This is a genomic window from Streptosporangium sp. NPDC051023 (assembly GCF_040689595.1).
Taxonomy (GTDB): Bacteria; Actinomycetota; Actinomycetes; order Streptosporangiales; family Streptosporangiaceae; genus Streptosporangium.
Genome location: NZ_JBFBCE010000016.1, coordinates 94,535 through 117,306 on the forward strand (window position 1 = coordinate 94,535; position 22,772 = coordinate 117,306).

General features: G+C 71.3%; 18 protein-coding genes. 3 read left to right on the plus strand and 15 right to left on the minus strand.

Going from position 1 to position 22,772, the window contains the following annotated elements:
• Positions 1 to 150: 150 nt before the first annotated feature.
• From AB0395_RS13420 to AB0395_RS13480, 13 genes are all read right to left on the minus strand, one after another.
• Positions 151 to 1,791 carry a GTP-binding protein gene (locus tag AB0395_RS13420; RefSeq protein ID WP_366280338.1) on the minus strand — a complete coding sequence of 547 codons (1,641 nt, stop codon included), beginning with the start codon at positions 1,789 to 1,791 and terminating at the stop codon, positions 151 to 153.
• Complete coding sequence (locus AB0395_RS13425; RefSeq protein ID WP_366280340.1) at positions 1,788 to 3,737, minus strand: GTPase; 1,950 nt, start codon at positions 3,735 to 3,737, stop codon at positions 1,788 to 1,790. Before AB0395_RS13425 ends, AB0395_RS13420 begins: the two co-directional genes overlap by 4 nt.
• Before the next feature lie 1,706 nt (positions 3,738 to 5,443).
• Entirely contained in the window at positions 5,444 to 6,676 is a 1,233-nt protein-coding gene (gene cobA / locus AB0395_RS13430) for a uroporphyrinogen-III C-methyltransferase (RefSeq protein ID WP_366280342.1), read from the minus strand.
• Between the two features lie 149 nt (positions 6,677 to 6,825).
• On the minus strand, positions 6,826 to 7,974 hold the full coding sequence (locus AB0395_RS13435) for a nicotinate-nucleotide--dimethylbenzimidazole phosphoribosyltransferase (protein ID WP_366280343.1): 1,149 nt from the start codon (positions 7,972 to 7,974) through the stop codon (positions 6,826 to 6,828).
• Between the two features lie 70 nt (positions 7,975 to 8,044).
• Positions 8,045 to 8,872: a sirohydrochlorin chelatase gene (locus tag AB0395_RS13440; protein WP_366280345.1), complete on the minus strand. Its 828-nt coding sequence runs from the start codon at positions 8,870 to 8,872 to the stop codon at positions 8,045 to 8,047.
• A 232-nt stretch (positions 8,873 to 9,104) separates the two neighbouring features.
• Positions 9,105 to 9,665 carry a GNAT family protein gene (locus tag AB0395_RS13445; protein WP_366280347.1) on the minus strand — a complete coding sequence of 187 codons (561 nt, stop codon included), beginning with the start codon at positions 9,663 to 9,665 and terminating at the stop codon, positions 9,105 to 9,107.
• Positions 9,666 to 9,759: 94 nt separating this feature from the next.
• Positions 9,760 to 10,383, minus strand: coding sequence for an LUD domain-containing protein (locus tag AB0395_RS13450; RefSeq protein WP_366280348.1), 624 nt, complete (start codon positions 10,381 to 10,383; stop codon positions 9,760 to 9,762).
• A complete protein-coding gene (locus AB0395_RS13455; RefSeq protein ID WP_366280350.1) occupies positions 10,380 to 11,792 on the minus strand; it encodes a lactate utilization protein B in 1,413 nt (470 codons plus the stop codon). The genes AB0395_RS13450 and AB0395_RS13455 overlap by 4 nt, the downstream gene beginning before the upstream one ends.
• Positions 11,789 to 12,640: a (Fe-S)-binding protein gene (locus AB0395_RS13460; protein WP_366280352.1), complete on the minus strand. Its 852-nt coding sequence runs from the start codon at positions 12,638 to 12,640 to the stop codon at positions 11,789 to 11,791. The genes AB0395_RS13455 and AB0395_RS13460 overlap by 4 nt, the downstream gene beginning before the upstream one ends.
• 72 nt (positions 12,641 to 12,712) lie before the next feature.
• Positions 12,713 to 14,224, minus strand: coding sequence for a sulfatase (locus AB0395_RS13465; RefSeq protein WP_366280354.1), 1,512 nt, complete (start codon positions 14,222 to 14,224; stop codon positions 12,713 to 12,715).
• Between the two features lie 196 nt (positions 14,225 to 14,420).
• A complete protein-coding gene (locus tag AB0395_RS13470; RefSeq protein ID WP_366280355.1) occupies positions 14,421 to 15,299 on the minus strand; it encodes an ABC transporter substrate-binding protein in 879 nt (292 codons plus the stop codon).
• A gap of 267 nt (positions 15,300 to 15,566) precedes the next feature.
• Entirely contained in the window at positions 15,567 to 17,552 is a 1,986-nt protein-coding gene (locus AB0395_RS13475; protein ID WP_366280357.1) for an FtsX-like permease family protein, read from the minus strand.
• On the minus strand, positions 17,549 to 18,430 hold the full coding sequence (locus AB0395_RS13480) for an ABC transporter ATP-binding protein (protein ID WP_366280358.1): 882 nt from the start codon (positions 18,428 to 18,430) through the stop codon (positions 17,549 to 17,551). Before AB0395_RS13480 ends, AB0395_RS13475 begins: the two co-directional genes overlap by 4 nt.
• 115 nt (positions 18,431 to 18,545) lie before the next feature.
• On the opposite strand from AB0395_RS13480, the gene AB0395_RS13485 reads away from it, so the two are divergent.
• Both AB0395_RS13485 and AB0395_RS13490 read left to right on the plus strand, forming a co-directional pair.
• Positions 18,546 to 19,196, plus strand: coding sequence for a response regulator transcription factor (locus AB0395_RS13485; RefSeq protein ID WP_366280360.1), 651 nt, complete (start codon positions 18,546 to 18,548; stop codon positions 19,194 to 19,196).
• A 66-nt stretch (positions 19,197 to 19,262) separates the two neighbouring features.
• Positions 19,263 to 19,964, plus strand: a complete 702-nt coding sequence (locus AB0395_RS13490; protein ID WP_366280362.1) for a DUF4328 domain-containing protein — start codon at positions 19,263 to 19,265, stop codon at positions 19,962 to 19,964.
• An 81-nt stretch (positions 19,965 to 20,045) separates the two neighbouring features.
• Here the strand turns inward: AB0395_RS13490 and AB0395_RS13495 are convergent, their stop codons facing one another.
• Both AB0395_RS13495 and AB0395_RS13500 read right to left on the minus strand, forming a co-directional pair.
• A complete protein-coding gene (locus AB0395_RS13495) occupies positions 20,046 to 20,312 on the minus strand; it encodes a DUF6504 family protein (protein ID WP_366280364.1) in 267 nt (88 codons plus the stop codon).
• A gap of 69 nt (positions 20,313 to 20,381) precedes the next feature.
• Positions 20,382 to 21,335 (minus strand): GntR family transcriptional regulator, encoded by a 954-nt coding sequence (locus AB0395_RS13500; RefSeq protein WP_366280365.1) that lies wholly within the window; start codon positions 21,333 to 21,335, stop codon positions 20,382 to 20,384.
• A gap of 246 nt (positions 21,336 to 21,581) precedes the next feature.
• Here AB0395_RS13500 and AB0395_RS13505 point away from each other — a divergent pair, with 246 nt between their 5' ends.
• Positions 21,582 to 22,772: an extracellular solute-binding protein gene (locus AB0395_RS13505; protein WP_366280367.1), complete on the plus strand. Its 1,191-nt coding sequence runs from the start codon at positions 21,582 to 21,584 to the stop codon at positions 22,770 to 22,772.

The window sequence follows — 22,772 nt, forward strand, 5'->3', positions numbered from 1 at the left end:
AACCCGGGGTCCGCCCCTTCCGAGCTGCGGAGCGCCCCCTTCAGGACCCTGTCTCAGGCACCGTCTCAGGCACCGTCTCAGGCACCGTCTCAGGCACCGTCTCAGGCACCGTCTCAGGACACTGTCGCCGTCACCGGGGAGGAGGCGGGCTCAGCCGCGCACGCCCCGCAGCGCGGAGTAGAACTCGTTGCATCTGGCCAGTTCGCGTTCCACCGGCTCGATCACCATGGTGGAGGCCACCGCCCCGACCCTGCGGCGCATCTCCCGCTCGAGCCTGTCGCGCTCGTTACCCGCGCCGAGCATGACGAAGTTACGGCTGGCCACGGCTGTGAGCAGGCCGAGTCCCAGAACTGACAGAACCATGAGCCCCACCCACGGCAGTGATGCCGCCTCACCGAACACCGCCAAGCCTGACGGCAACTCTCCCGCGCCGAACACACCGTAGGCGAGAGCCGTACCGAACCAGGCGATCCCGGCGAGGAAGAGCAGGACCAGGAGGTATTGCCAAACGAGGAGCAGCCGCCACCAGCTGGGGACCCGGTCGAGGCGGGGCGCGATCTCGGAGAGTTCCTCTGAGAGGAGTTGGGGCAGCTCAGCCGAGTGCGAACGCGCAGCGTCCCTGATCCCGTTCTGCCAGGCCTCGTGCATGCCGACGGTCAGTCCGTCGGACAGGGCATGCACCGCGTTGTCGACCTCGGCGGCCTGCGCGCTGACCGAACCTCCGGTCAGTCCCCGGATCTCGTCCCTGAGATCGCCCAGGCGCAGGCTGTTCAGCGGGTCGGGCCTGAGCTTGGCCGCCCAGCGGGTGTACGGCCAGCCGACCCACTCAACGGACCGCACGCCGTACACGTTCTCCATGGCCTCACCGACGGCGGGCACACCGACCGCGTCGCAGAGCGCGTCGGTGAGGCCGATCCTGCGGGCGTCGTCGATGGAGGAGGGAAAAGCGGGGGCTCCGACATCGGGCATGACCTTCACCAGGCGGAGCGTGACCCGGTCGAGGTCGGCCTCCAGCCGCTGGATCGCCGCCCTGCGCCTGGCCACGGTCTCCGCGAGGGCCGCCTTCAGATCGTCGACCCCATCCCCTGCGATCGCGGAGGTGGTGACGATGACGGGGTCATCGACACCCTCGCGGCGCAGCAGATCGTTCAGGTCCGCGACGCACTCGACGAGTTCCTCTGGGGCCAGCCGGTCTGCCTGGTTGAGCACGAAGATCGTCACTGCCTCGTGGCCGGCCAGCTCGGTCACGTAGCGCCTGTGGGTCGACGCGTCGGCGTACTTCTGCGGGTCGAGCACCCACACGACGAGGTCGGCGACCTGGATCAGCCGGTCGGCCTCGTTGTCGGTGAGCGCGCGGATGGAGTCGTGGTCGGGCAGGTCCAGCAGGATCAGCCCGTGCAGCCTGCTCTCGCCCTTGTCCAGGGCACTGGCCCTGGCGAAGCGGTGCCGCCACTGGATCTGCAGCCAGTCGAGCAGCGGGCCGGCGCCGTCCAGGCCCCAGACGCAGGCATGGGCCCGTGCCGTGGTCGGGCGGCGTACCCCTGTCGGAGAAAGTTCGAGACCCGAGATCGAGTTGAACAGCGTTGACTTTCCGCTTCCCGTGCCTCCGGCGAGCGCGACCACCGTGTGATCGGAGGACAGCTTGAGCCTGTCACCGGCGCGCAGCAGCAACTGCCCCGACTCGGTGAGGAGCTTGGGGTCGACCCTGCCCGGCCCCAATTCCACGATCCGTGACAGCGCGGCGAGCCGGCTGCCGAGACCTTGGCGAGTCTGGGTGGTGCCAACGCTCATCGGGCGACCTCAAGGTTGTACGTCGCCTGGTAAAGGCGGGTGGCGATGGATTCGTCAGGGATGCCCGCACCATCGAGGGCCCGGATGTAGCGTGACGTCTCATCGTCGAACAGCGTGGCGATCCGTGCGCGCAGATCACTGCGGGCCTTGGCGCCGATGGTTCGCAGCGACTCGGCGCCGAGAAGCGCGTGCACGAGCCGTTGCGGCAACCCGCCGGTGCTCTCCGCTTCGGCGGAGCCGTAACCGAACAGACCGACCGCGAAGATCAGTGCCAGCGACTCGACGTCGAAGGAGACGAGCCTCGCCACCGCCCGCTTGGTCACGCCCTCGGTCCGGATCAGCTCGATGATGTGCTCCTGCCAGCCGCCGACGGCCTTACCGGTCCTGCGCGAGAGCTCGTCGGAGACATGGCCCAGGCCTGCGGTCGCGGCCAGGGACTCCCCCGCGCCGGAACGGTGCAACCATCGCGTGACGGTCTCCTCAGCGGCCCGCTGCGCCGCGGAGACGATGACGGACTCCAGCCCGGCCCTGAGCGCGGACTTCAGCGCGCTGAGCCGCTCTGGCGCCTGCTGGCCCGCCTTCCCCGCGAACCGGCCCGGCCTGCGCAGGTGGAGGGTCCGCATGAGGTCTCCCGACCCGGCGAAGTCCTGCCACCGGGCGAGCACCTCGCCGTGCAGCAGCGCGCCGTTCCTGGTCGCCTCCTCGATCTCTGTCAGGGCGGTGGCGTAGGCGGTGTCCACGTCACTCCGCAGCTCGCTCCTGAAGACGACCTGGGCCTCCAGTTGCCGGGCCAGCGCCGGGATTCGGACGCGGAAGCTGTCTAGCGCTCCGGACAGGGTCGCCTGTACGGCCTGCGCCCTGCGCTGGTCGTCCACGGACAGCTCGGTCAGCCACATCCTCAGGTCGGTGACCTCGTGGTCGGGGAGCATGCCGTCAGTGACCTTGCTCTCGTTGACGACGAACCGCTCGACCTCACCGAGGCCGTACTCGGTGAGCATCCTGACGAAGTGCTTGGTGATCACGTCGCGGGACTTGGTCGGCACCCGGGACAGCACGATGGCCAGCCTGGCTCCGCGTTCCTTGGCCAGGCGGAGCAGGCGCCACGCGGGGGCGTCGGCGTAACGGGCCGCGGTGGTCACGAAGATCCACAGGTCGGCCGCGTCGAGCATGCGGTGGGCGATCTCGTGGTGCTCCTCGACGACCGAGTCGATGTCGGGGGTGTCGAGCAGTGCCACGCCTGTCGGGAGGCGTTCGGTCGAGACGAGAACGAGGCTGCCCGGCTCCGCCTTGGGGGCGGGGGCCTCCCGCCGCCGCAGGCTGCCGAGCAGGTCGCCCTCGGCGAACCACTCGTAGTCGTCCGGATGGCATGCGAGAACCGGGGTTCCCGTGGTCGGGCGCCGCACACCTGTGGCGCTGACCTTGGCGTTGGCCAGGGTGTTGAGGAGTGTGGACTTGCCCGCCCCGGTCGAGCCCGCGATGACGACGAGCGCCGGCGCGGTGCTCATGTGGATCCTCGGGATCACGTAGTCGTCGAGCTGCGCCAGGATCTCGCTCTGGGCCCGCCTGGCCTCCTCCGCGCCGGGGAGGTCCAGACCGAAATGGAGGTCGGTGACGGTGTTGCGCAGGGCGGTGAGCGCGTTGGCCAGGGCCTCGGAGACAGCCTCCGGCAGCGGCAGCTCCCGTACCCGGTCAGCCCTCGCCGCCTCGCCCCAGCCCTCGCTCTCATCGTCCTCGTCTTGATCGTCCTCCTCCAGGAGGGCGATCTCGTCCGGGTCCTGGCCACGCTCGGAGAGCGGGTCCGGCCGCGTGTCCCGGGCCGGAGCCATGTCGGAACCCGCGCCCTCGCCGGGGCTCGCACCGGAAACGGAGCCCAGGGCATCGCCGTCCGCGTCGCCTTCCGCGTCCGTCTTCGCGCCTTCGCGCGCCTCGGCACCGCTGTTCTCCAAGGGAACCCCGGCAGGGATTCCAGCCGGGGCTTCGGCACCGGCACCGGCACCGAGGGGATCGTCTTCGGCCTTCGCGCTCCTCGCGGCCGCCGCCGTGCCCGTGACACCGGTGACGGCTTCGGCCTCCTTGGGAGCGCCCTTGGAGCCCTTCTCGGGCTTTTCCTCCCGCGTGTTCGCACGGAGAGGAGGGACGCCACCGTCTCGGAAGGCACCGGAAGGGCCGTCTGAGGTGGAAGGGACGCCCTTCCCTTCGGGAGAACCTGCGTTCTTCCCCTTAGGAGAACCCGCGATGGTCTTCCCGGTGGGGGAACCGGCGGCACCTCCCTCCGCGGGAGACGCGCCTGTGTCCGAGACGTCCTCGCCCGGGGCGGGCTTGCCCGTGGAGCCGCTTGCGGGGTCGCCTGTGGAAGCGGCGGGCCTGCCAGTCGAGCCCTTGGCCGCCGCTCCGCCCGTGGGAGCGACAGACTTGCCCGTGGGGGCGGCGGCCTTGCCTGTGGGAACGGCGGGCTTGCCCGTTGAAGAAGCGGGCCCGCCCGTGGGAGCGGCGGGCGTGCCCGTTGAAGGGGGCGCGGTGTCGTTTCTCGCCTGAGCGGCCGCGGCCACCTCGTTCACCGACGAGATAGCCGCCTCAGCCGCCCTGCGGAAAGCCTCGAAAGCATCGTCGACCGGCATCGACGCGCCCTGCCCCTGGGAAGACCCCGCAGAAGCACCAGCGCCGCCCTCAGGCGGCGCCGTACCCGGACCTCTCCCGGTGCCCGTTTCCGGCGAGGCTGGAGCACCACCACGTGCGGGCGAGGTGGCGTTTCTCCTCGCCTGGAAGTTCCCCCGGGGAGCGACAGCGCCTCTACGGGCGGCCCCGGCGGGGTTACCCGGAGGGGTGACGGCTCCCGTCTCCCCTCCCCCGGTGACCGCGTCGCCGCCCCTCTGGGAGGCGGCGGGCTTGCCCGTGGAAGACGCGGGCTTCCCCGTGGAAGGACCGGTGAGGCTCTTTCCCGCGGGAGGCAGGGCCGTGCCCGAGGGAGAACCCGCGGTGCCCTTCCCATCGGAGGAACCTGCGGCACCTCCTCCTGCGGGAGACACCCCCTCGCCCGTAGGGCCGCCTGAGAGAGGGCCGTCGTTGCCCGTGGAGCCCTTGCCTGCGGGAGCGGCGAGCCTGCCCGCTGAGCCGCCAGTGGGGGCGGCAGGCCTGCCCGTGGGGGTGGCGGGCGTGCCTGTTGAAGAGGCGGGCTTGCCCGTGGGAGCGACAGACTTGCCCATGGGAGCGGCGGGCGTGCTCGTTGAAGAGGTCACGGCGTCGTTCCTCGCCTGAGCGGCCGCGGCCACCTCGTTCACCGACGAGATAGCCGCCTCAGCCGCCCTGCGGAAAGCCTCGAAAGCATCGTCGACCGGCATCGACGCGCCCTGCCCCTGGGAAGACCCCGCAGCAGCACCGGCGCCGCCTGTGCTCGCCGGGGAGGCCGCACGCTGCCTGCTCACAGGGCCCGAGGCGTCAGCGACCTTCCTCCCCTCTCCTGGGGGCGCGGCAGGGGGCCGCGGACCGGAGGCCTGAGCGGGCTCCGCGTCATCCGGGCGGATGGCCTGGAACGTGACCGTCTGCTCGCCGGGAGACTCATCGTCCGCGGGGGCGCCGTCGGGCTGCCCCTGAGGGGCTCCGGCGTGGCGGTGGTCGCGCTCACCCTGATGAGTGGGCTTGTTGGCAGCCGACTTCACGGTACCCGCTCCGCTCGAACCATCTCGACCTCCTGGCCGACCTTCACGACATCGCCAACGATCACGATCGCAGGTGGCCGAATCCCAGCCGCGGTCACGCGCTCAGCCACTGTGGACAACGTGGCGTAAAGAGCTCGCTGGGTGGGAAGAGTACCGTCCTGTACCACCATTACGGGAGTTTCCGGCGAACGTCCTTCTTGCATGAGTGTCTCGGCGATCGTTGCGATTCGCTCGACAGCCATCATGAGTATCAGGGTTCCGGCGGATCGCGCCAGATTCGGCCAGTCGACGGTTGACCGGACGTCGCCCGGCGGGACGTGTACGGAGATCACGTGGAACTCCTGGCTGACACCGCGATGCGTCACCGGCACGTTGGCGGCGGCGGGCACCGCGACCGGGCTGGTGATGCCGGGGACGACGATCACGGGGATGCCCTCACGGGCACAGGCGAGCATCTCCTCGCCCCCGCGACCGAAGACGAACGGATCACCGCCTTTGAGCCGGACCACGAACTTGCCCTGCTTCGCATGCTCGATCAGCAGCTCGTTGATCCTCTCCTGGGCCATGTAGCGGCCATAGGGGATCTTCGCGGCGTCGATCAGCTCGACGTCCGGGGAGAGCTCGTCGAGCAGAGCCTGCGGTGCGAGACGGTCGGCGACGACCACGTCGGCCTGGGACAGCAACTGCCGTCCGCGGACCGTGATCAGGCCAGGGTCTCCGGGACCGCCGCCGACCAGGGCAACGCCGACCGGCTTGGTGCGGTTGCGCCGGGCGTCGACCGTACCGTCGCGAAGCGCTCCCACGACCGCGTCACGGATACCCGCCGCCCTGCGCGGGTCGCCCCCCGCGGTGATCGCCACGCTGATCTCGTCGACCCGCCCGGTGGCGGGGGTCCAGGCGGCCGACGCGTCCTTGTCGTCCGCGCGCACGCACCAGATCCGCTTCGCCTCGGCCTCGGCGGCGACCGCGGTGTTCACCGCGCGGTCGTCGGTGCAGGCCTGGACCAGCCAGGCCCCGTCAACGTCACCGACCTGGTACGGCCTGGCCTCCCAGGTCACACGGCCGGTCGCGATGAGGTCGTCGAGAGCGTGCGTGACGCTCGTCGAGACGATGGTGACCAGGGCACCCGCCTCAAGCAGCGCCGGGACACGTCGCTGGGCGACGCGCCCCCCACCCACGACGAGCACCCGCCGCCCGGAAAGCTGCAGACCGAGCAGGTAGGGCGACATGGTGACAAATCTCCCGTTCGCGATGAATTGTGCAGGGTGTGTTAGGAGGTAAACCTACCGGCTAATACCCCATTGTTCGCTGCTCCGCAGGTAACAACGTGAGCAGAGCGGCGCCTGGGCTCACCAATGGGATCCGAACGCTCCGGCGGTCAGGCTTCCTTGTCGGTGACCCCGGCGGAGTCGAAGGTGGCCACCTCGTGCATGACCCTGACGGCCGCGCAGACGAGTGGGTGGGCGAGCAGGCCGCCGGTGCCCTCTCCGAGCCGGAGTTCCAGCTCGACCAGGGGGCGAAGACCGAGGTGGTCGAGCGCGACGGCGTGGCCGGGCTCCGCGGAACGGTGACCGGCCACACAGTGGTCGGCCACGTCGGGGGCCAGGGCCGCCGCGGCGAGCGCGGCCGATCCCGCGATGACGCCGTCGAGAATGACCGGCACCCGCAGAGCCGCCCCGCCGAGGATGAATCCCGCGATCGCGGCGTGCTCGAGGCCGCCGACCGCCGCCAGCGTCTCCAGCGCGGAGAGGCCGGAACCAGCCTCAGAGGCGCCCCCGGGAACGTCCTCTCCCCCCGGCTCCGCGCCCTCCGCCTCCGGGTTCCCCCGGTTCGCAGCCGTATCCAGGGCGTTCACCCGCAGGGCCCGCCGGACCACCTCGACCTTGCGGGCCAGCGTCTCGTCGTCGACCCCGGTCCCCCTGCCGGTCACGACCGCCGCGTCCTCACCGGTGAAGGCGCAGATCAGGGCGGCTGAGGCGGTGGTGTTCGCGATGCCCATGTCTCCGGTGATCAGGCAGCGGGCCCCCTGGTCCACCAGGTCACGGGCCACCGCGATGCCGGTCTCCAGCGCCGCGACCGCCTGCGCGGTCGTCATCGCCGGTCCGAGGGACAGGTCGGCGGTGCCGTGGGCGACCTTGCTGATCGTCAGACCGGGAGCGGGGGCGAGGTCGGCGGCCACGCCGACGTCCACGACCGTCACCGAGGCACCCACCTGGGCCGCGAAGGCGTTGGCCACGGCGCCGCCCGCGAGGAAGTTGCCGACCATCTGCAGGGTGACCTCCTGCGGCCACGGGGTCACGCCCTGGGCGTGGACGCCGTGGTCGGCCGCGAAGATCGCCAGAGCCGCCGGGACCGGGAGCGGCGGCGGACTGACGGCCGCGGCTCCCGCCAGCCGTACCGCCACCTCCTCAAGCGCGCCCAGCGCGCCCCTCGGCTTGGTCAGCCTGTCCTGGTGTGCCCTCGCCTCGGCGAGGGCCTCGGGGTCGGCGGGCCGGATCGCGGCCACGGTCTGCTCAAGGGTGGTCATGCCATTCAGTGTCTCGTGAAGAGGTCGAAGACGGTCATCCCGCCCCAGGACTCGAGATCCGGGGGAACGGTCACCAGGCGATGCCGCTGAGCGCTTCCTCGTAGCGTTCGACGACCACGTCGGCCAGCCCCTCGCAGTCGCCGATGACGTCGGCGCAGCGGACGTCCAGGTCAGGGTGGCCCGCGGCGTAGGCCATCGCCTGGGCCCAGATCCTGTCCAGGACGCCTCCCGCGAACAGCAGGTAGGGCACGACGATCACACGCTTGGCGCCGAGGCGGCGGCAGCGCTCGATGCCGCCGGGGACGCCGGGCGGGGTGAGGGAGGTGAAGGCGGTCTCAACGGTCATGTACTCGTGGGCGTGGGTCTCCCAGAACAACCGGGAGACGCGGTGCACGTCCGCGTTCATCGCGGGACTGGTCGAGCCGTCGCCGACCAGGACGACCGCGGTCTCGCCGATCTCGATGCGCTCGGGCTCGTCGTCGAACGGGCTCGCGGCCGCGGGGACGAGACGGAGGCTGGCGACCTCGGCCGCCGCGTCCGCCAGGCGCTCGGCGAGAAGCGCGAGAATGCGGGGGTCCGAGCCGAGGGGACGGCCGTAGTCGCAGGTGAGCATGGGGTGACGCTCCTGCTCCCTGGCCATCGCCGCGGGGATGTCCGCGCCGATGCGGACGTCGCCGGTGAGGCTCAGCGGCAGCGCGACCATGCGGTGGTGCCCGTGCGCGACCAGCGCGGCGACCGAGTCGCGCAGCCGCGGCCTGGCCTTGGCGATGTATCCGCCTGACACCTCGGCCGCGCTCCGATCCAGCCGGCAGCGGAGCCGGTGGATGAACCTGCCGAACTCAACGGATTCGTTGTCTTCGTGTGAGCCCTGCCCGATGAGCAGCAGCGGCGGCTTCATAGAAACAGGACTCCAATGACCTTGACCTGGGGATACTCAGCAGCGACTGGCGAGGATATCCGATAACGACTCGACATGGACAGGTAACGAAACCATAAATCACATCGGATATGGCACGAACGGCATCGAACCAGCCGGGCGCCTCACGGAGAGCGCGGGTGGATCCCTCCCCGCGCGGAGTGAGCGGGTTGCGCCGGAAGGGTGACCGGGGGCCGGCCCACGCCCAAGGCGCTCACCCATGTCCTCGCCCTCCGGCCAGATCGCTCCTGAGCAGGCCGAACACCACGACGTCGTGGGGGCCGTCGTCCTCCATCGCGGCGGCGCGCAGCACTCCCTCCCTGACAAACCCGGCCTTCTCCGCCACCCGGAGGGACGCGGTGTTGTCCACGTTGGCGCGAAGCTCGATCCGACGCAGGCCCGTGCTCTCGAACGTCCAGCGGGCCAGGGCGCGTACGGCCTCAGGCGCGTAGCCCCGTCCCCGGTGCAGCGGGTGCACGCCGTACCCCACCTCCGTGGTCCCCGTGCCCCACTGGGTCTTGAACAGGCTGATCGCTCCCACGACGAGCCCGTCCGCCTCCATGGCCAGATGCGTGCCCTGGCCGGAACGGCGCAACTCGTGCACACCCTGGGCGAGCCATCTGGGGACGCCCGAGGGACGTCCTGGCGCGCCCGGCGGGAGGAAGAGGTCACCTGCCTCGACCACGGCGCGGATCCTGCGCGCGTCGGAGGGGGCGAAGGGACGGAGCAGAAGCCGTTCTGTCGTGACGGACGGATCGGGTGCGAAGGCTGTCACGCGCTCTCCCTGCCGGGAAATGCCGGGGAATGGGTGCCGCCAAGCTCATCCCATGGGGCAGCGCCGGCGCAACCCGGGCGCGCCCGCCGGGAGATCAGCGGACGACCACCACCTCCAGGGTGCGCGGGCCGTGCACGCCCTCGACGCGGTTCAGCTCGATGTCGCTGGTCGCCGAGGGACCGCTGATCCAGGTCAGCGGGCGGGACGGGTCGAGCACGGCGAGGGCCTGCGGCACCCCCGCCACGATCTGCCCGGCCCGCACCACGCACAGGTGGTAGTCGGGCACCAGGGTCAGCGCCCTGCGCCCCTGGCCCGGCCCCGTGTCCAGCACGATCGTTCCGGTCTCCGCGATCGCCACGGCGCAGCCGGTGACCACGCCCCCCGCGGCGTCGAGCTCCGCCGGGCCCAGCACCGGGTCGTCGGTGAGCGCCTCCGCGGGCATCCACTCCCCGGGCAGGCCTGCGGGGACGATCGGCCTGGTCACGCCCCGCAGGGCCAGCGCGGTCCCGATCGTCGTGGCCACGCCGTCCTCGTCGACCACGTGCACGACGGCCCGGTAGTCGGCGACCCGCTCGGCGAACAACTCGACCACGCCCGCACGGTCCTGCGACGGGCGGGACGTGCGGTAGGCGCGGGTGATCTCGACGTCGGGCGCGGCGGCCACGGCGGCGCGGATCCTCGACAGAATCAGCTCCCTGCCGCCGCCCTGGCCGTTCATCGGGTGCCTCCGTCCGTGCGGTTCCACCAGTCGCGGAAGGACTCGGCGGGGATGTCGGGGATGTCACGGGTGTCGGTCCAGGCGGACAACGGCCCCGGCAGACGCCGGGGAACGAACCGGCGCAGGCGTCCGGCCAGGCGCCCCGCGCGTGCCAGCCGTTCCCCGCGGTCGAGAACCCAGCCCGCCGCGCGCATGCCCAGGCGCTCGGCGCGCGGGTGGCGGGCCCTGCCCCGCAGGTGGACCAGGACCTCGGGGATGTCGATGGCGACCGGGCATGCATCGAAACAGGCGCCGCAGAGCGTCGAGGCGTAGGGCAGGGAGGCGTCCAGCTCCGAGGCCATGCCGCGAAGCTGCGGGGTGAGGATCGCGCCGATGGGGCCGGGATAGACGGAGCCGTACGCGTGCCCTCCCGCGCGCTCGTAGACGGGGCAGACGTTCAGGCAGGCCGAGCAGCGGATGCAGCGCAGCGCCTGCCTGCCCACCTCGTCGGCGAGGACTCCGGTGCGGCCGTTGTCGAGCAGGACCAGGTGGAACTCCTGCCCCTCCGTCGCGCCCGTCCAGGTCGAGGTGTAGGGGTTCATCCGCTCGCCGGTCGAGCTCCTGGGCAGCAACTGCAGGAAGACCTCCAGGTCCCGCCAGCTCGGCAGCAGCTTCTCGATGCCGACCACGCTGATCAGTGTCTCCGGCAGGGTCAGGCACATCCGGCCGTTGCCCTCCGACTCCAGCACCACCAGCGTGCCGGTCTCAGCGATCATGAAGTTGGCGCCGGAGATCGCGACCTTGGTCGACAGGAACCGTTCCCGCAGGTGGAGGCGAGCGGCCTCGGCGAGGGCCTGCGGCTCGTCGGTCAGCCCCTCCGGTGCCGCGCGCCCCCAGTCCGCCATCTTCTCCTGGAAGATCTCGCGGATCTCCGAGCGGTTGCGGTGGATCGCGGGGACCAGGATGTGCGAGGGCCAGTCGTCGCCGAGCTGCACGATCAGCTCGGCCAGGTCGGTCTCGTACGCGGTGATCCCCTCGGCGGCGAGGGCCTCGTTGAGCCCGATCTCCTGGGTCGCCATCGACTTGACCTTCACCACGCTGCTCTCGCCCGTCGCCCTGACCAGCCCGGCGACGATCCGGTTCGCCTCCTGCGCGTCGGCCGCCCAGTGGACGTGCCCGCCCGCCCCGGTGACGGCCGCCTCGAGCTGGAGGAGATAGCGCTCCAGGTTGCGCAGCGTGTGGTCCTTGATCTCTCTGCCCGCCGCCCTGAGCTCTGCCCAGTCGGGCAGCTCGGCCACGACCGAGGCCCGCTTGCCGCGGATCGTGTGGGTCGCCTTGCGGAGGTTGAACCTGAGCTGGGAGTCCTGTACGGCCGCCGCCGCGTTCACCGGGAAGGCGGGCATGCCCAGGAACGTGACGCGTCCGGTCATCGGGTGCCCTCCGTGGCCGCGAGGATCTCGGCGAGGTGCATGGTCCTGACCCCGGCGCGCTGGCGCCCGAGGGTGCCGCCGATGTGCATCAGGCAGGAGTTGTCCGCCGCGCAGAGCACCTCGGCCCCGGTCGCGGTGACGTTGCGCACCTTGTCCGCGCACATGGCGGCGGAGACCGCGGGGTTCTTCACCGCGAAGGTGCCGCCGAAGCCGCAGCACTCGTCCGCGGCGGGGAGCGGCACCAGTTCCAGGCCCCTGACCCGCTCGAGCAGCCGGGTCGGGCGGTCGCCCAGGCGCAGGCCACGCAGGGAGTGACAGGTCGGGTGGTAGGTCACCCGGTGTGGGAAATAAGCGCCGACGTCGGTGACACCGAGGACATCCACCAGGAACTCGGAGAGCTCGTGGACCCTCGGCACCATCTCGGCGACCTCGTCGGCGAAAACCGCGGGGACCGCGGGGGCGGCGGGGGCGGCGGGGGCGGCGGGGGCGGGGCCGGACGGGAGCGCCCGATCCTGGGCAGGAGGGACGGAGGGAACGGGGACAGAGGGAACGCGGACCGGTTCCGGAGGCCGGCGGGCCAGCTTCGGGTACTGCTCGCGGACCATCGCCGCGCATGATCCGGACGGCACGACGACCGCGTCGTATCCGGCGAAGACGTCGGCGAAGTGCCGCGCGAGGCGCTCCCCCTCCCGTGGGTATCCCGTGTTGAGGTGCATCTGGCCACAGCAGGTCTGCGCCGGGGGGAACTCGACGTCACACCCGAGGCGGCGCAGCAGCGTCACGACCGCCCGCCCGGTTTCGGGGAACAACGTGTCGTTCACGCAGGTGATGAAAAGGGCGACGCGCACGGCACTCCTTCCGCAATAGATCCGATCACAGCCATGATCGCGGCACGACCGGGCCTGGCGTCGCCCAGGGTGTCACGAGTGGCGCGAGACGGCCGGGGAGGGTGGGGAGGACGGGACGGACGACGGAGGGGCGAGCGAGGGCGGCTGGACGGAGTCGGCGGAGCGGCAGGTCGGCCCGGAACAGGCGGCCAGGGCGTCGAGCTGCCGATTGAACTCGGCGATCACCGCGGGCGAGACTTTGGCGGCGAGGTTGTCGAGCTGGCTGGGGTCCCTGTCGTCGTCGTAGAGCTGGTACTCGCCGGTCGAGTAGCGGACGAAGGTGTATTGGGCCGTCCGCATGCCCTGGTAGGCGGGGACCGGCGTCTGGCGGGCCGAGCTCGGGTTGGTCGGGCGGTAGAACTCCAGCAGGACGTTCCGCCGCCACGAGGGCGGGATCTGTCCGTGCAGCAGCGGGAGCAGCGAGCGGCCCTCGGCGAAGTCCGGCAGCCCGGCGCTCCCGAGCTGGGCGAAGGTCGGGGCGAGGTCCACGTTCGCGGCCAGGTCGCGGACGACGCCGCCCGCCGGGATTCCCGGCCCCCTGACCAGGAGCGGCACCCTGATGGACTCGTCGAAGGGGGTCGTCTTGCCCTGGGCGAGCCGGTGCTGGCCCAGGTGGAACCCGTTATCGGAGGCGAAGAACAGGTAGGTGTTGTCGAGCTTGCCGGTGGCACGCAAAGTCTCGACCAAGGAACCGACCATGTCGTCCACGCCGAGCATGGCCCTGAGCCTGCGGCGGTAACGCTCGTCGATGCCCGCGATCGTCCTTTCGCTGAACCTCTCCCGCGAGCTCAGCCAGCGAGGCTCCGCGCTGACGTCCTCCTGGTCGAAGGAGGGGGTTCTCGGGGCGATCGCGCCCGCGAAGGCGTCGCGGTGGCGGGCCGCGTAGTTGGACGGGTTGTGCGGGGCGACGGGGGCGAGGTACAGGAAGAACGGCTCGGCGCCCGCCTGGGAGACGAACGTGTTCGCCTTCTGGGACAGGACGTCGACCAGGTAGTCGGTTTCGGCGGAGCCGTAGTCCTTCAGCAGGCCGTTCTCGTTGAGCGTGTAGTCGTATTCCTGGTAGAGACTGCGCACCGGCACGTCCCACTCGTCCCAGCCCTGCGGCACGTAGGTGGGCTCCGCGGCCCCGCCGGGATAGTGGTTGAGGTACTTGCCCATCAGCCCGGTGCGGTAACCGGCCGCCTTCATCCAGGTGCCGAGCGTGGAACGCTCCAGAGCCGTGTTGTAGAACTTGGCGAACCCGCCCTCGGGGCCCGTGTTCGTCAGCACGCCGTGGCTGTGGACGTACTGGGAGCGCAGGATCGACGAGCGGGACGGGCAGCACCACGAGTTCGTGACGAAGAACCGGTCAAAAGTGGTGCCGGCGCGGGCGAGCTCGTTCCAGATGTTCGGGAACTTCTGCAGATCTCCTGCCTCCTGGTCGTCGACGAGGATGAACACGATGTTGGGCCGTTCGGCCGCCTGCGCCACCACGGGTGCCAGGCCCGAGGCTCCGAGGGTGGACAGCAGGACCAGGCATATGAGCCTGCGGACAGCGTTAAGCACAAACTCACGCTTCCCAGAAGGCCGGATATCGACACCTCTTCCCAGGTCAGCCCGGGTAGAACGTGTTCCAACGGGCACGACCGCCCCGGAGGGGTGCCGCGCCGAGGTCGCGGGAACGCCCGAAGAACATCCGGTACGGCCCGCGCCCTTCCGAGCGCCGCCCGCGCCACGCGGGCCGTACCGGACACCGGACGGGTCAGACCGCGACCCCGTGCAGTTCGGCGGCCACGACCCGGTTGAGAGAGGGCACGACCGCCGCCCGCGCGTCGACGCGCGCGGCCAGGAACCCCGCGTCGTACAGCACGTCGGCGGCGTCCTGCTGCTCGGCGGCGAACACGTCGGTCACCGGCTCCAGAGTCCATGGAAGCCGTCTGAGCGCGGTCGCCCACGAGTCGATCGAGCCGCCCACGGCCTCGACGACCAGCCTGGCGGCCTCAACGGGGTGTTCCGCGGCCCACCTGTCGGCCTCGCGCAGCGCCCGCACGACCACGGCCAGTTCCTCCGGCGCCGACTCGGCGAGGCTCCTGCGCGTGAGGAACACCGAGCGGTCCGCGACGACTCCGGCCGTGCCGGAGAGCCTGGCGAAGTGTCCCGCGCGCTCGGCCTCGACCAGCTCGGCGCCCTGGGCGACCCAGCCGGAGACCACACCGTCGCGCAGCCAGAGGCGGGCCTCAGAGGCGGCGGGCCTGGGCTCGATGTCCTGGTAGGAGAGCCCGGCGTCGGCGAGCACCTTGGCCAGGAAGTGGGTCTGCCACGAGCCGACGCGCAGCGAGACCGGCTGGTCCCGCAGGTCGGCCACGGTCATGATCGGACCGTTCTTGGCCACCAGCAGCGCGCCGTGGCCGTGCCGCGGCGCGGAGACGGCCACATAGGCGATCGGCACTCGCCCCGCCTGCGCGATCAGCGGAAGCGTCGAGCCGGTGCCGCCGAAGTCGATGACCCCGTCGGCCAGAAGCCGGTCGGTGCGGTCAGCGTCGGTGTAGCGGTGGACCTCGATCCCGTCGAGCAGATGGTCGAGGTGGGACAGGAAGAACAGCGAGGGATTGTCGACGTGCACCCCGACACGGATCGCCATCGATTCGCTCCTAGGTCTTTTACCGGCAGGCCCCCAAAGCGGAGCCAGCGGGCGAGGGGGCCTCCTGACCGCTGGCTCCGCCTTGGCGAGCGGCGTCCGTGGCCGTGAGACGCCGCCCCCGTCCACGGAGGACGCCCGGTTGGAAGGTCTGCGCCCGCCGCGTGGGCCCGGCCCCGCGACACCTTCACCAACCGGGGTCTCCGTGCGTCCTACCGTAACGACCCGTCGCCATATTTACAACTTTCCCTACTTGTTAAATAGGAATCCCTAGTCCGGACGGGGTGCGGGGTTCGCCGTGACCGAGCGTAGGAGCGGCCCGCTCGCCGCTCCCGCCCCGATCACCCCGGCGAAGCCGAGCGCGACACAGACGAGCAGCGTGACCGCGCCGGAGACGTTCATCACGGACAACGCGAACGGGAGCGCGCAGAACATGCCGATCGCGATCGCGCCGCCGCCCATGACGGTCAGCGGGATGAGCGTCTCCGCGCGGCGGGCCGCGTCGAGCACCTTCAGCGGGGTGCCCGCCAGGCGGAGCAGGGCGTAGGTCTGCCTGCGGTCCAGGATCGAGGAGGCCGCGGTGATCCCGGCGCTCGCGATCGCCACCAGGAACGAGACGGTGAGCACGACGACCGTTCCGGTGCCGATGTCGCCCAGGATCCGGAATCCGGAGCGGTCGTCGTCCGCGGCCGTGGTCGCGCTGCGTCCGGGTACCAGCCCGTCGAGCGCGGTGCGCGCCCTGTCGACCGACACGACGTCGTGCTCGCGGAGGGAGACGACGAGCACCGCCGCCGCGGCGTCGCGCTTGCGGGGCGAGGGGCCCGCCCCCCGGTCACGGACGGTGACCTCGGCCCGCACGCCCGCGGTGGAGAGGCGTCCGCGCGCCTGCGTCGTGATCTCGGCCACCTTGGCGGAGGGGACGGAAAGCCGCAGGTCCGAGGCGTTCCCCTGGGTGAGCAGGGCGCTACTGGGGCTGAGCAGGCCGATGAACCCGGCCACGAACCCGGTCATGGCCACCCCGCTCACGGTCCGCCACGCGGCCCTGGGGTCGTCGATCATGCGGCGTCCGGCCAGTAGCCCGGCGGGGCGCCTGGCCGTCGCCGCGACGATCCGGCCGAGCATGCCGACCACCCACGGGCCGACCAGGTTGATCGCGAGGAAGGCCAGACTCAGGATGGTCACGACCACGCCGATGCCGACCCCGGCCCCGAGGGTCGGAACCACGGCGAGAATCGCCAGCAGCGCGACCACCCTGATGAAACGCATCGCGGGCGGCGTCTCGCGTCTGGCGACGCCGAGCGGGCTGACCACGACCCGGCGCAGGCCGATCACCGCGGACAGGCCGACGAGCAGCGGCACGGCCACCAGCACGGCGAGTACGGCGAGCACCCCCGGCCACATGTCGGAGACGAACCAGGAACCCCCCTGGATCTCGATCCCGGTGAGCAGCGGAGTCGCCAGAAAGTACAGGGCCGTGCCGAGCACCGCCCCGCCGAACGCCGTGATCATCGCCTCGGCGACGGTCATCGCGACCACCTGCCCCGGGGTCGCCCCAACCAGCCGCAGCGCCGCCAGGCGCTGGTCCCTGCGGGCCACGGTGAGCCTCGCCGCCGCCCCGCCGAACACCAGCAGCGGCACGACCATGAGAACACTCGCGATCAGCGCCAGGATCTGGTAGCCGATCGCGTCGTCCGTCCTCTTCCCGGCGAAGCCGGAGATCTTCGTGGGGGCGATGTCGTCCGGCCCGCCGGCCCGCAGCCCCTCGGCCAGCGCCGGGGAGCCGGGAGCCTGTCCGCGGACGACGACCAGTTCCTCCGGGTGGACGAGCCCCGGGTCGCCGATCCTGCCGCCGCCCTTACCGGGGAACCGGTCGGCGAGCCGGTCGGCGGGAAGCTCGGCGGCGAGCCTGGCCAGCGCTGGGGAGAGCCAGACCTCGCCCGGCGCGGGGAACCTGTCGAGGCCGGGCGGCGCGGGCGCCCCCGGCTCCAGCGCCGCCACGTCGACGACGGTGATCGGCCGCTCGTTCACGTAGTCAAGGTGCACGGCCTCTATCGCGACCGCGCCGCCGGTGGCCGCGACCGGGTTGCGCCACGCCCCACGGTCGGCCCTGCCCTGGAAGGCGAGGTTCGCGGTCACGGTGAACAGCAGCAGCCCGGTGGAGACCGCGACCGCGGCCATGGTCAGCCCCGAGCCGAGCAGGCCTCGGCGACCGCCGCCGCGCAGCAGCCGCCAGGCCAGGCCCATCAGCCCGCTCACCCCGCCACCTCCGGCAGGATCCCGGTCGTCTCCCCGGAAAGGACCCGGGTCTCCTGTGACCGTGCTCCGTCGCTCCCCTCGCCCCTTGCGGGGTCGCCCGCGCCCCACCCGGCGGCGGGATCATGGGCATCCCCGGAGAGGGGGAACGGTATGCCGTACCGGCCCTGTCCCCGCTCCTGGACGTCCGGGTCCGCGAAGGGCGGCGTGCCGTGCCCACCGGGGATGATCTGTCCGTCGCGGACCTCGACGACGCGGTCGCACCAGCGGGCCACCTGGGGGTCGTGGGTGACGACCACCAGGGAGGCCCCGTTGCGCTTGGTCGCCTCGACCAGAAGGTGCATCGTGTCGTGGCCCGTCGCCTGGTCGAGGGCGCCGGTCGGTTCGTCGGCGAAGATCACCGCGGGCTTGGTGACCAGCGCGCGGGCGATGGCGACCCGCTGGGCCTGGCCTCCGGACAGCTCACCCGGCCTGCGCCCCTCCATGCCGCCGAGCCCCAGCGGGCCGAACCACTCACGAGCTCGCCGTACGGCGTCGCCCCTGGAGACGTCGCCGAGCATGAGGGGCAGCGCGACGTTCTCCTCCGCCGGGAGTTCGGGCAGGAGCTGTCCGAACTGGAAGACGAACCCGAACCGGGTACGGCGCAGCTCGCTGCGGTGGCGCTCCCCCATCGCGTCGATGCGCCTGCCGAGCAGATTGACCTCGCCCGCGTCCGGCTTCATGATCCCGGCCAGGCAATGCAGCAGGGTCGACTTGCCCGACCCGCTCGGCCCCATGATCGCCAACGCCTCGCCCGCGTGGAGGGTCAGGCCGACCCCGCCCAGTGCCACGGTCGGGCCGAACCGCTTGACCAGGCCGATTCCTTCGAGAACAACACTCATGGCGACGACCCTCTCCCGAAGGGGGGTCACGGCGGATCGGCCGACCGGCCCGATCCGCCGATCACGGCATCGGCCGAAAGGCCGACATCGGCGCCGGGCTGGCAGAATCGACCGGGTGACGATTCGGGTGCTCATCGCCGACGACCAGGAGCTCGTGCGGACCGGTTTCCAGATGATCCTGGACGCCCAGACGGACATGGAGGTCGTGGCGACCGCCGCCAACGGCGCGGAGGCGGTGGAGCACGCGCGCAGGCTCCGCCCCGACGTGTGCCTGCTCGACATCCGGATGCCGAAGCTGGACGGCCTTGAGGCCACCAGGATCCTGGCGGGACCGGGGGTGCGCGAGCCGATGCGGGTGGTCATCGTCACCACCTTCGACCTGGACGAGTACGTCTACGGCGCGTTGCGCGCCGGAGCCACCGGATTCCTGCTCAAGGACAGCGGGCCGACGCTGCTGATCGAGGCGATCAGAGCGGCGGCGGCCGGGGACGCGCTGGTCTCGCCCTCGGTGACCGTACGGCTGCTCGAACACCTGGCGCATCCCCGCGCCAACGGCGGCAGGCCGCCGAACGAGCCGCTCACCGAGCGCGAGCTGGACGTCGTGCGCCTGGTCGCCAGGGGACGCACCAACCAGGAGGTTGCCGCGGAGCTGTTCGTCTCACTCTCGACGATCAAGACGCACCTGGGGAGCATCCAGGTGAAACTCGGCGCGCGGAACAGGGTGGAGATTGCGGCCTGGGCCTGGGAGTCCGGTGTGGTGAGCTGATTAGCGAAGCGGCTGACGGGATAGAAGAAGGGCAGGTCCTTCAGCGCATGCCGGGGGGAGATACACATGCGCTTCGTCTCGTCTCCGCCGAGAAGATCAGCCACAGCCGTCCACGTGGCCCTCTGCGCCCAGGTGATCGCGATCACTGCCCTGGTGGTGTTCGAGCACGCCCGGGGACGGCGGCTCGCCCGGGAGATTTCGGCGCTCGGTGGCGACCCCCACGCCCCCGGTGCGCAGGCCGTCGTCGGCGCGGTGACCGTCTTCGCCATCCTGATCATGTTGGTCGCGGTGACCGTCGTGGCGGGCGCGGCGGCCTACCTGACCTGGCTGGTCCAGGCCAGGCAGAGCGCGCTGCCCGCCTGGACTCCCGCGCTGCCCGTGCTGGCCGCGTGGTTCGTCCCCGGGGTCAACCTGGTCCTTCCGCCGGTGCTGGTCTACCGCCTCTGGTGGGCCTCCCGGCCGCCCGCCGACCGGCACGGCCGCTGGGTCGCGCTGCTCGCCGCCTGGTGGCTGAGCTGGCTGGCCACGCTCGCCATCGTCGTGGCCCGGCTGCCGCTCGGCGCCCCGCACGGAGACTCCAAGCTCACCGGCCTCGGCCCGGTCGAGCTGGCGACCGTGGTGGCCTCCGCCCTGCTGTGCGCGGCGACCGTCCGGCAGATCACCAGGATCCAGGCCGCGGGGGCCCGCGACCGGCAACGGGCGGGCCCGGTCGCCTCCCAGGTCTTCAATGGGCCCACAACGCACCAGGTCTATCCGGCCGGGCAGTGAACGACGGCCACAGGCGTCCGGCCGGACGGTGCGCGCGGATGCCGGAACAGGTGTCCGGGCGGGCGGGCGTGAGGAAGGGCGTCAGTCCCATGCCCGCATCAGCAGCCAGTCCTCGCCCGCGGTGTCGAAACGGAGCTCATAGGTGCCCAGCCGGTCACCGGGGTCGGCCTCGACCCTCCAGAAACGGCGTTCACCGGGATCGTGCTCCGAGGTCTTCCACCACTCCCGTGCGACCACCCACTGGTCGAGCACCTGACGGACGGCGTGCAGCCGGTCGCGCCAGACGAACTGGACCGGCTGACCGTCACGGATCCAGACCTCGATCGGATCACCGTAAAGTCTGCTCAAGACGCTTCTCCCCGCGGCTCACAGATGGCACCCGGGGGAAGGCGGGCCTAGCCCGTCGAACATACGTTCTTATGGCGCCGAGCGCAAGTCTCCCACCTGTCGCACGAGTGGGTTCGCGTCAACCGAGTTGCGGATGCTGAAGGTCACGCTGCCCGCGCGGTAGCGGTCGTCCGACCACTCGACCGGGCGGCCCTCGTGGGTTGTGGTGACCCGACGCTGGCGCAGCAGCGGGCTGCCGCGCCGTACGACCAGCAGCCGGGAGTCCTCGACCCCCGCGGCGACCGCGTCGATGAGGTGCTCGCCGTAGGCGAAGACCAGCCCGACGCTCTCGTAGAGCGCCTGGGTGATCGACTCGCAGTCCGGCGCGATCCGTTCGACGGCCGGGGCGATCCACCCGGCGTAGACGGTGCGCTCCAGCATCACCGGCTCGCCCTCGAGGGAGCGCAGCCGCAGCACCGACAGCACCTGGTCGCCCGGCTGGAGTGCCAACCGTACCGCCTCGGTCGCGTCCGCGCCCCTGCGGCGCTGTTCCAGCACCTGGCCGCTGACCCGGTAGCCCATCGCGTGCGCCCACTGCGCGAAGCTGTTCAGCTCGGCGAAGCTCTGGCTGCGTTCGCGCCCGACCACGATGCGCCTGGCCCCCTGCCGGGAGCCGACCAGACCCTCGGCCGCGAGTACGGCCACCGCCTGGCGCACCGTGCCGCGCGAGGCGTTGAAGCGGGCGGCGAGCGCGGCCTCGGAGGGCAGCTGCGCGCCCACGGCGTACTCACCGCGCATGATCGCGTCCCTCAGCTCGGCGGCGATCCCCACATAACGCGCCGTGTTCCTCGGGTTCGCCTCCGCGTTCCCCCCGGCCACCTCGGGGTCGCCTCTCCGGCCCGCTTCCGCGTTTCCCGCGAAGGCCGTCCCGGAACCACCCCCCACACCGATCAGGGCACCGCCGGCCACGCCCGCCCCGGAGTTCTCCGGGGCCGTTCCGGCGTTCGCCCGCGACTCGTCCTTCACGCTCGCCTCGCCCCTCAAGCCCGCCCCCTCACACCCTGTCCCGCACGAACAACGGACTTCCGTGCTGCGCACACCTGAACAGCGCAGCCCCCCACACCCTAGACAAGGGTGAATGACTCATGAAGTCGCAGCTCATGCATTCCCCTGGCGTACGTCGAGCGTTCATCGGACGGAAACCGGCTGCCGACCTATCGGGTCTAGCTTGTTTGTACAAGTTCGTTGAATTTCGCTGCACAGTGCGCGATACCCCCTCCGGGAGACAACGTGATCACATCTCGCGTCCGCTTCGCAGGCCTGGCCGCACTCCTCCTCGCGGGCGCCACGGCGTGCGGAGCGGCCCCGACAACCGCGGCCCCGTCGAACACCGCGTCGGGCGCGGCTCCCGCCGCCTCGGACAGCTCCTCCGGAGCGGGCGCGGCGGCCGGGACCGCCACCTCGGCGGCCGACCTGGGCGGGCTGGACAAGCTCGTCGAGGCCGCGAAGCAGGAGGGCAAGCTCCACGTCATCGCCCTGCCGCCCGACTGGGCCAACTACGGCAAGATCATCGAGGCCTTCAAGGCGAAGTACGGCATCGAGGTCGAGAGCGAGACCCCGGATGCCGCCAGCGCCGACGAGATCAACGCGGTGAAGACCCGCAAGGGCCAGGACCGCGCTCCCGACGTGCTCGACATCGGCCAGTCCTTCGCCATCAGCGGCGCGGCGGAGGGTCTGTTCGCGCCCTACAAGGTCGAGGCGTGGGACAAGATCCCCGCCAACCAGAAGGAGCCGAGCGGCCTGTGGTTCAACGACTACGGCGGCTACGTCTCGATCGGCTGCGACGCCAAGAAGATCACCAAGTGCCCTGAGACCTTCGCCGACCTGCTCAAGCCCGAGTACAAGGGCAAGGTCGCGATGAACGGCAACCCGACCAAGTCGGGCTCGGCGTTCGCGGGCGTCTACGCGGCGGCGCTGTCGAACGGCGGCTCCTTCGACGACATCCAGCCCGGCCTCGAGTTCTTCAAGAAGCTGAAGACCGCGGGCAACTTCAACCCGGTCGAGACGACTCCCGCGACCATCGAGAAGGGCGAGACCCAGATCAGCATCGACTGGGACTACAACAACGCCGCCTACGCCCCCAAGCTCGCCGACAAGGGCCTCGACTGGAAGACGGTCATCCCCTCTGACGGCAAGTACTTCCAGCTCTACGCGCAGGCGATCAACAAGGACGCTCCGCACCCCGCCGCCGCCCGCCTCTGGCAGGAGTTCCTCTACAGCGCCGAGGGCCAGAACCTCTACCTCGGTGGCTTCGCCCGCCCGGTGCTGCTGCCCGCGATGAAGGCGGACGGCTCGGTCGACAAGGCCGCGGAGGCCAACCTGCCCCCGGTCGAGGGCGAGCCGACCTTCCCGACCGACGCCCAGATCACCAAGGCCAAGGAAGCTCTGGCCACCGGCTGGGGCGCCGCCGTCGGCGGCTGA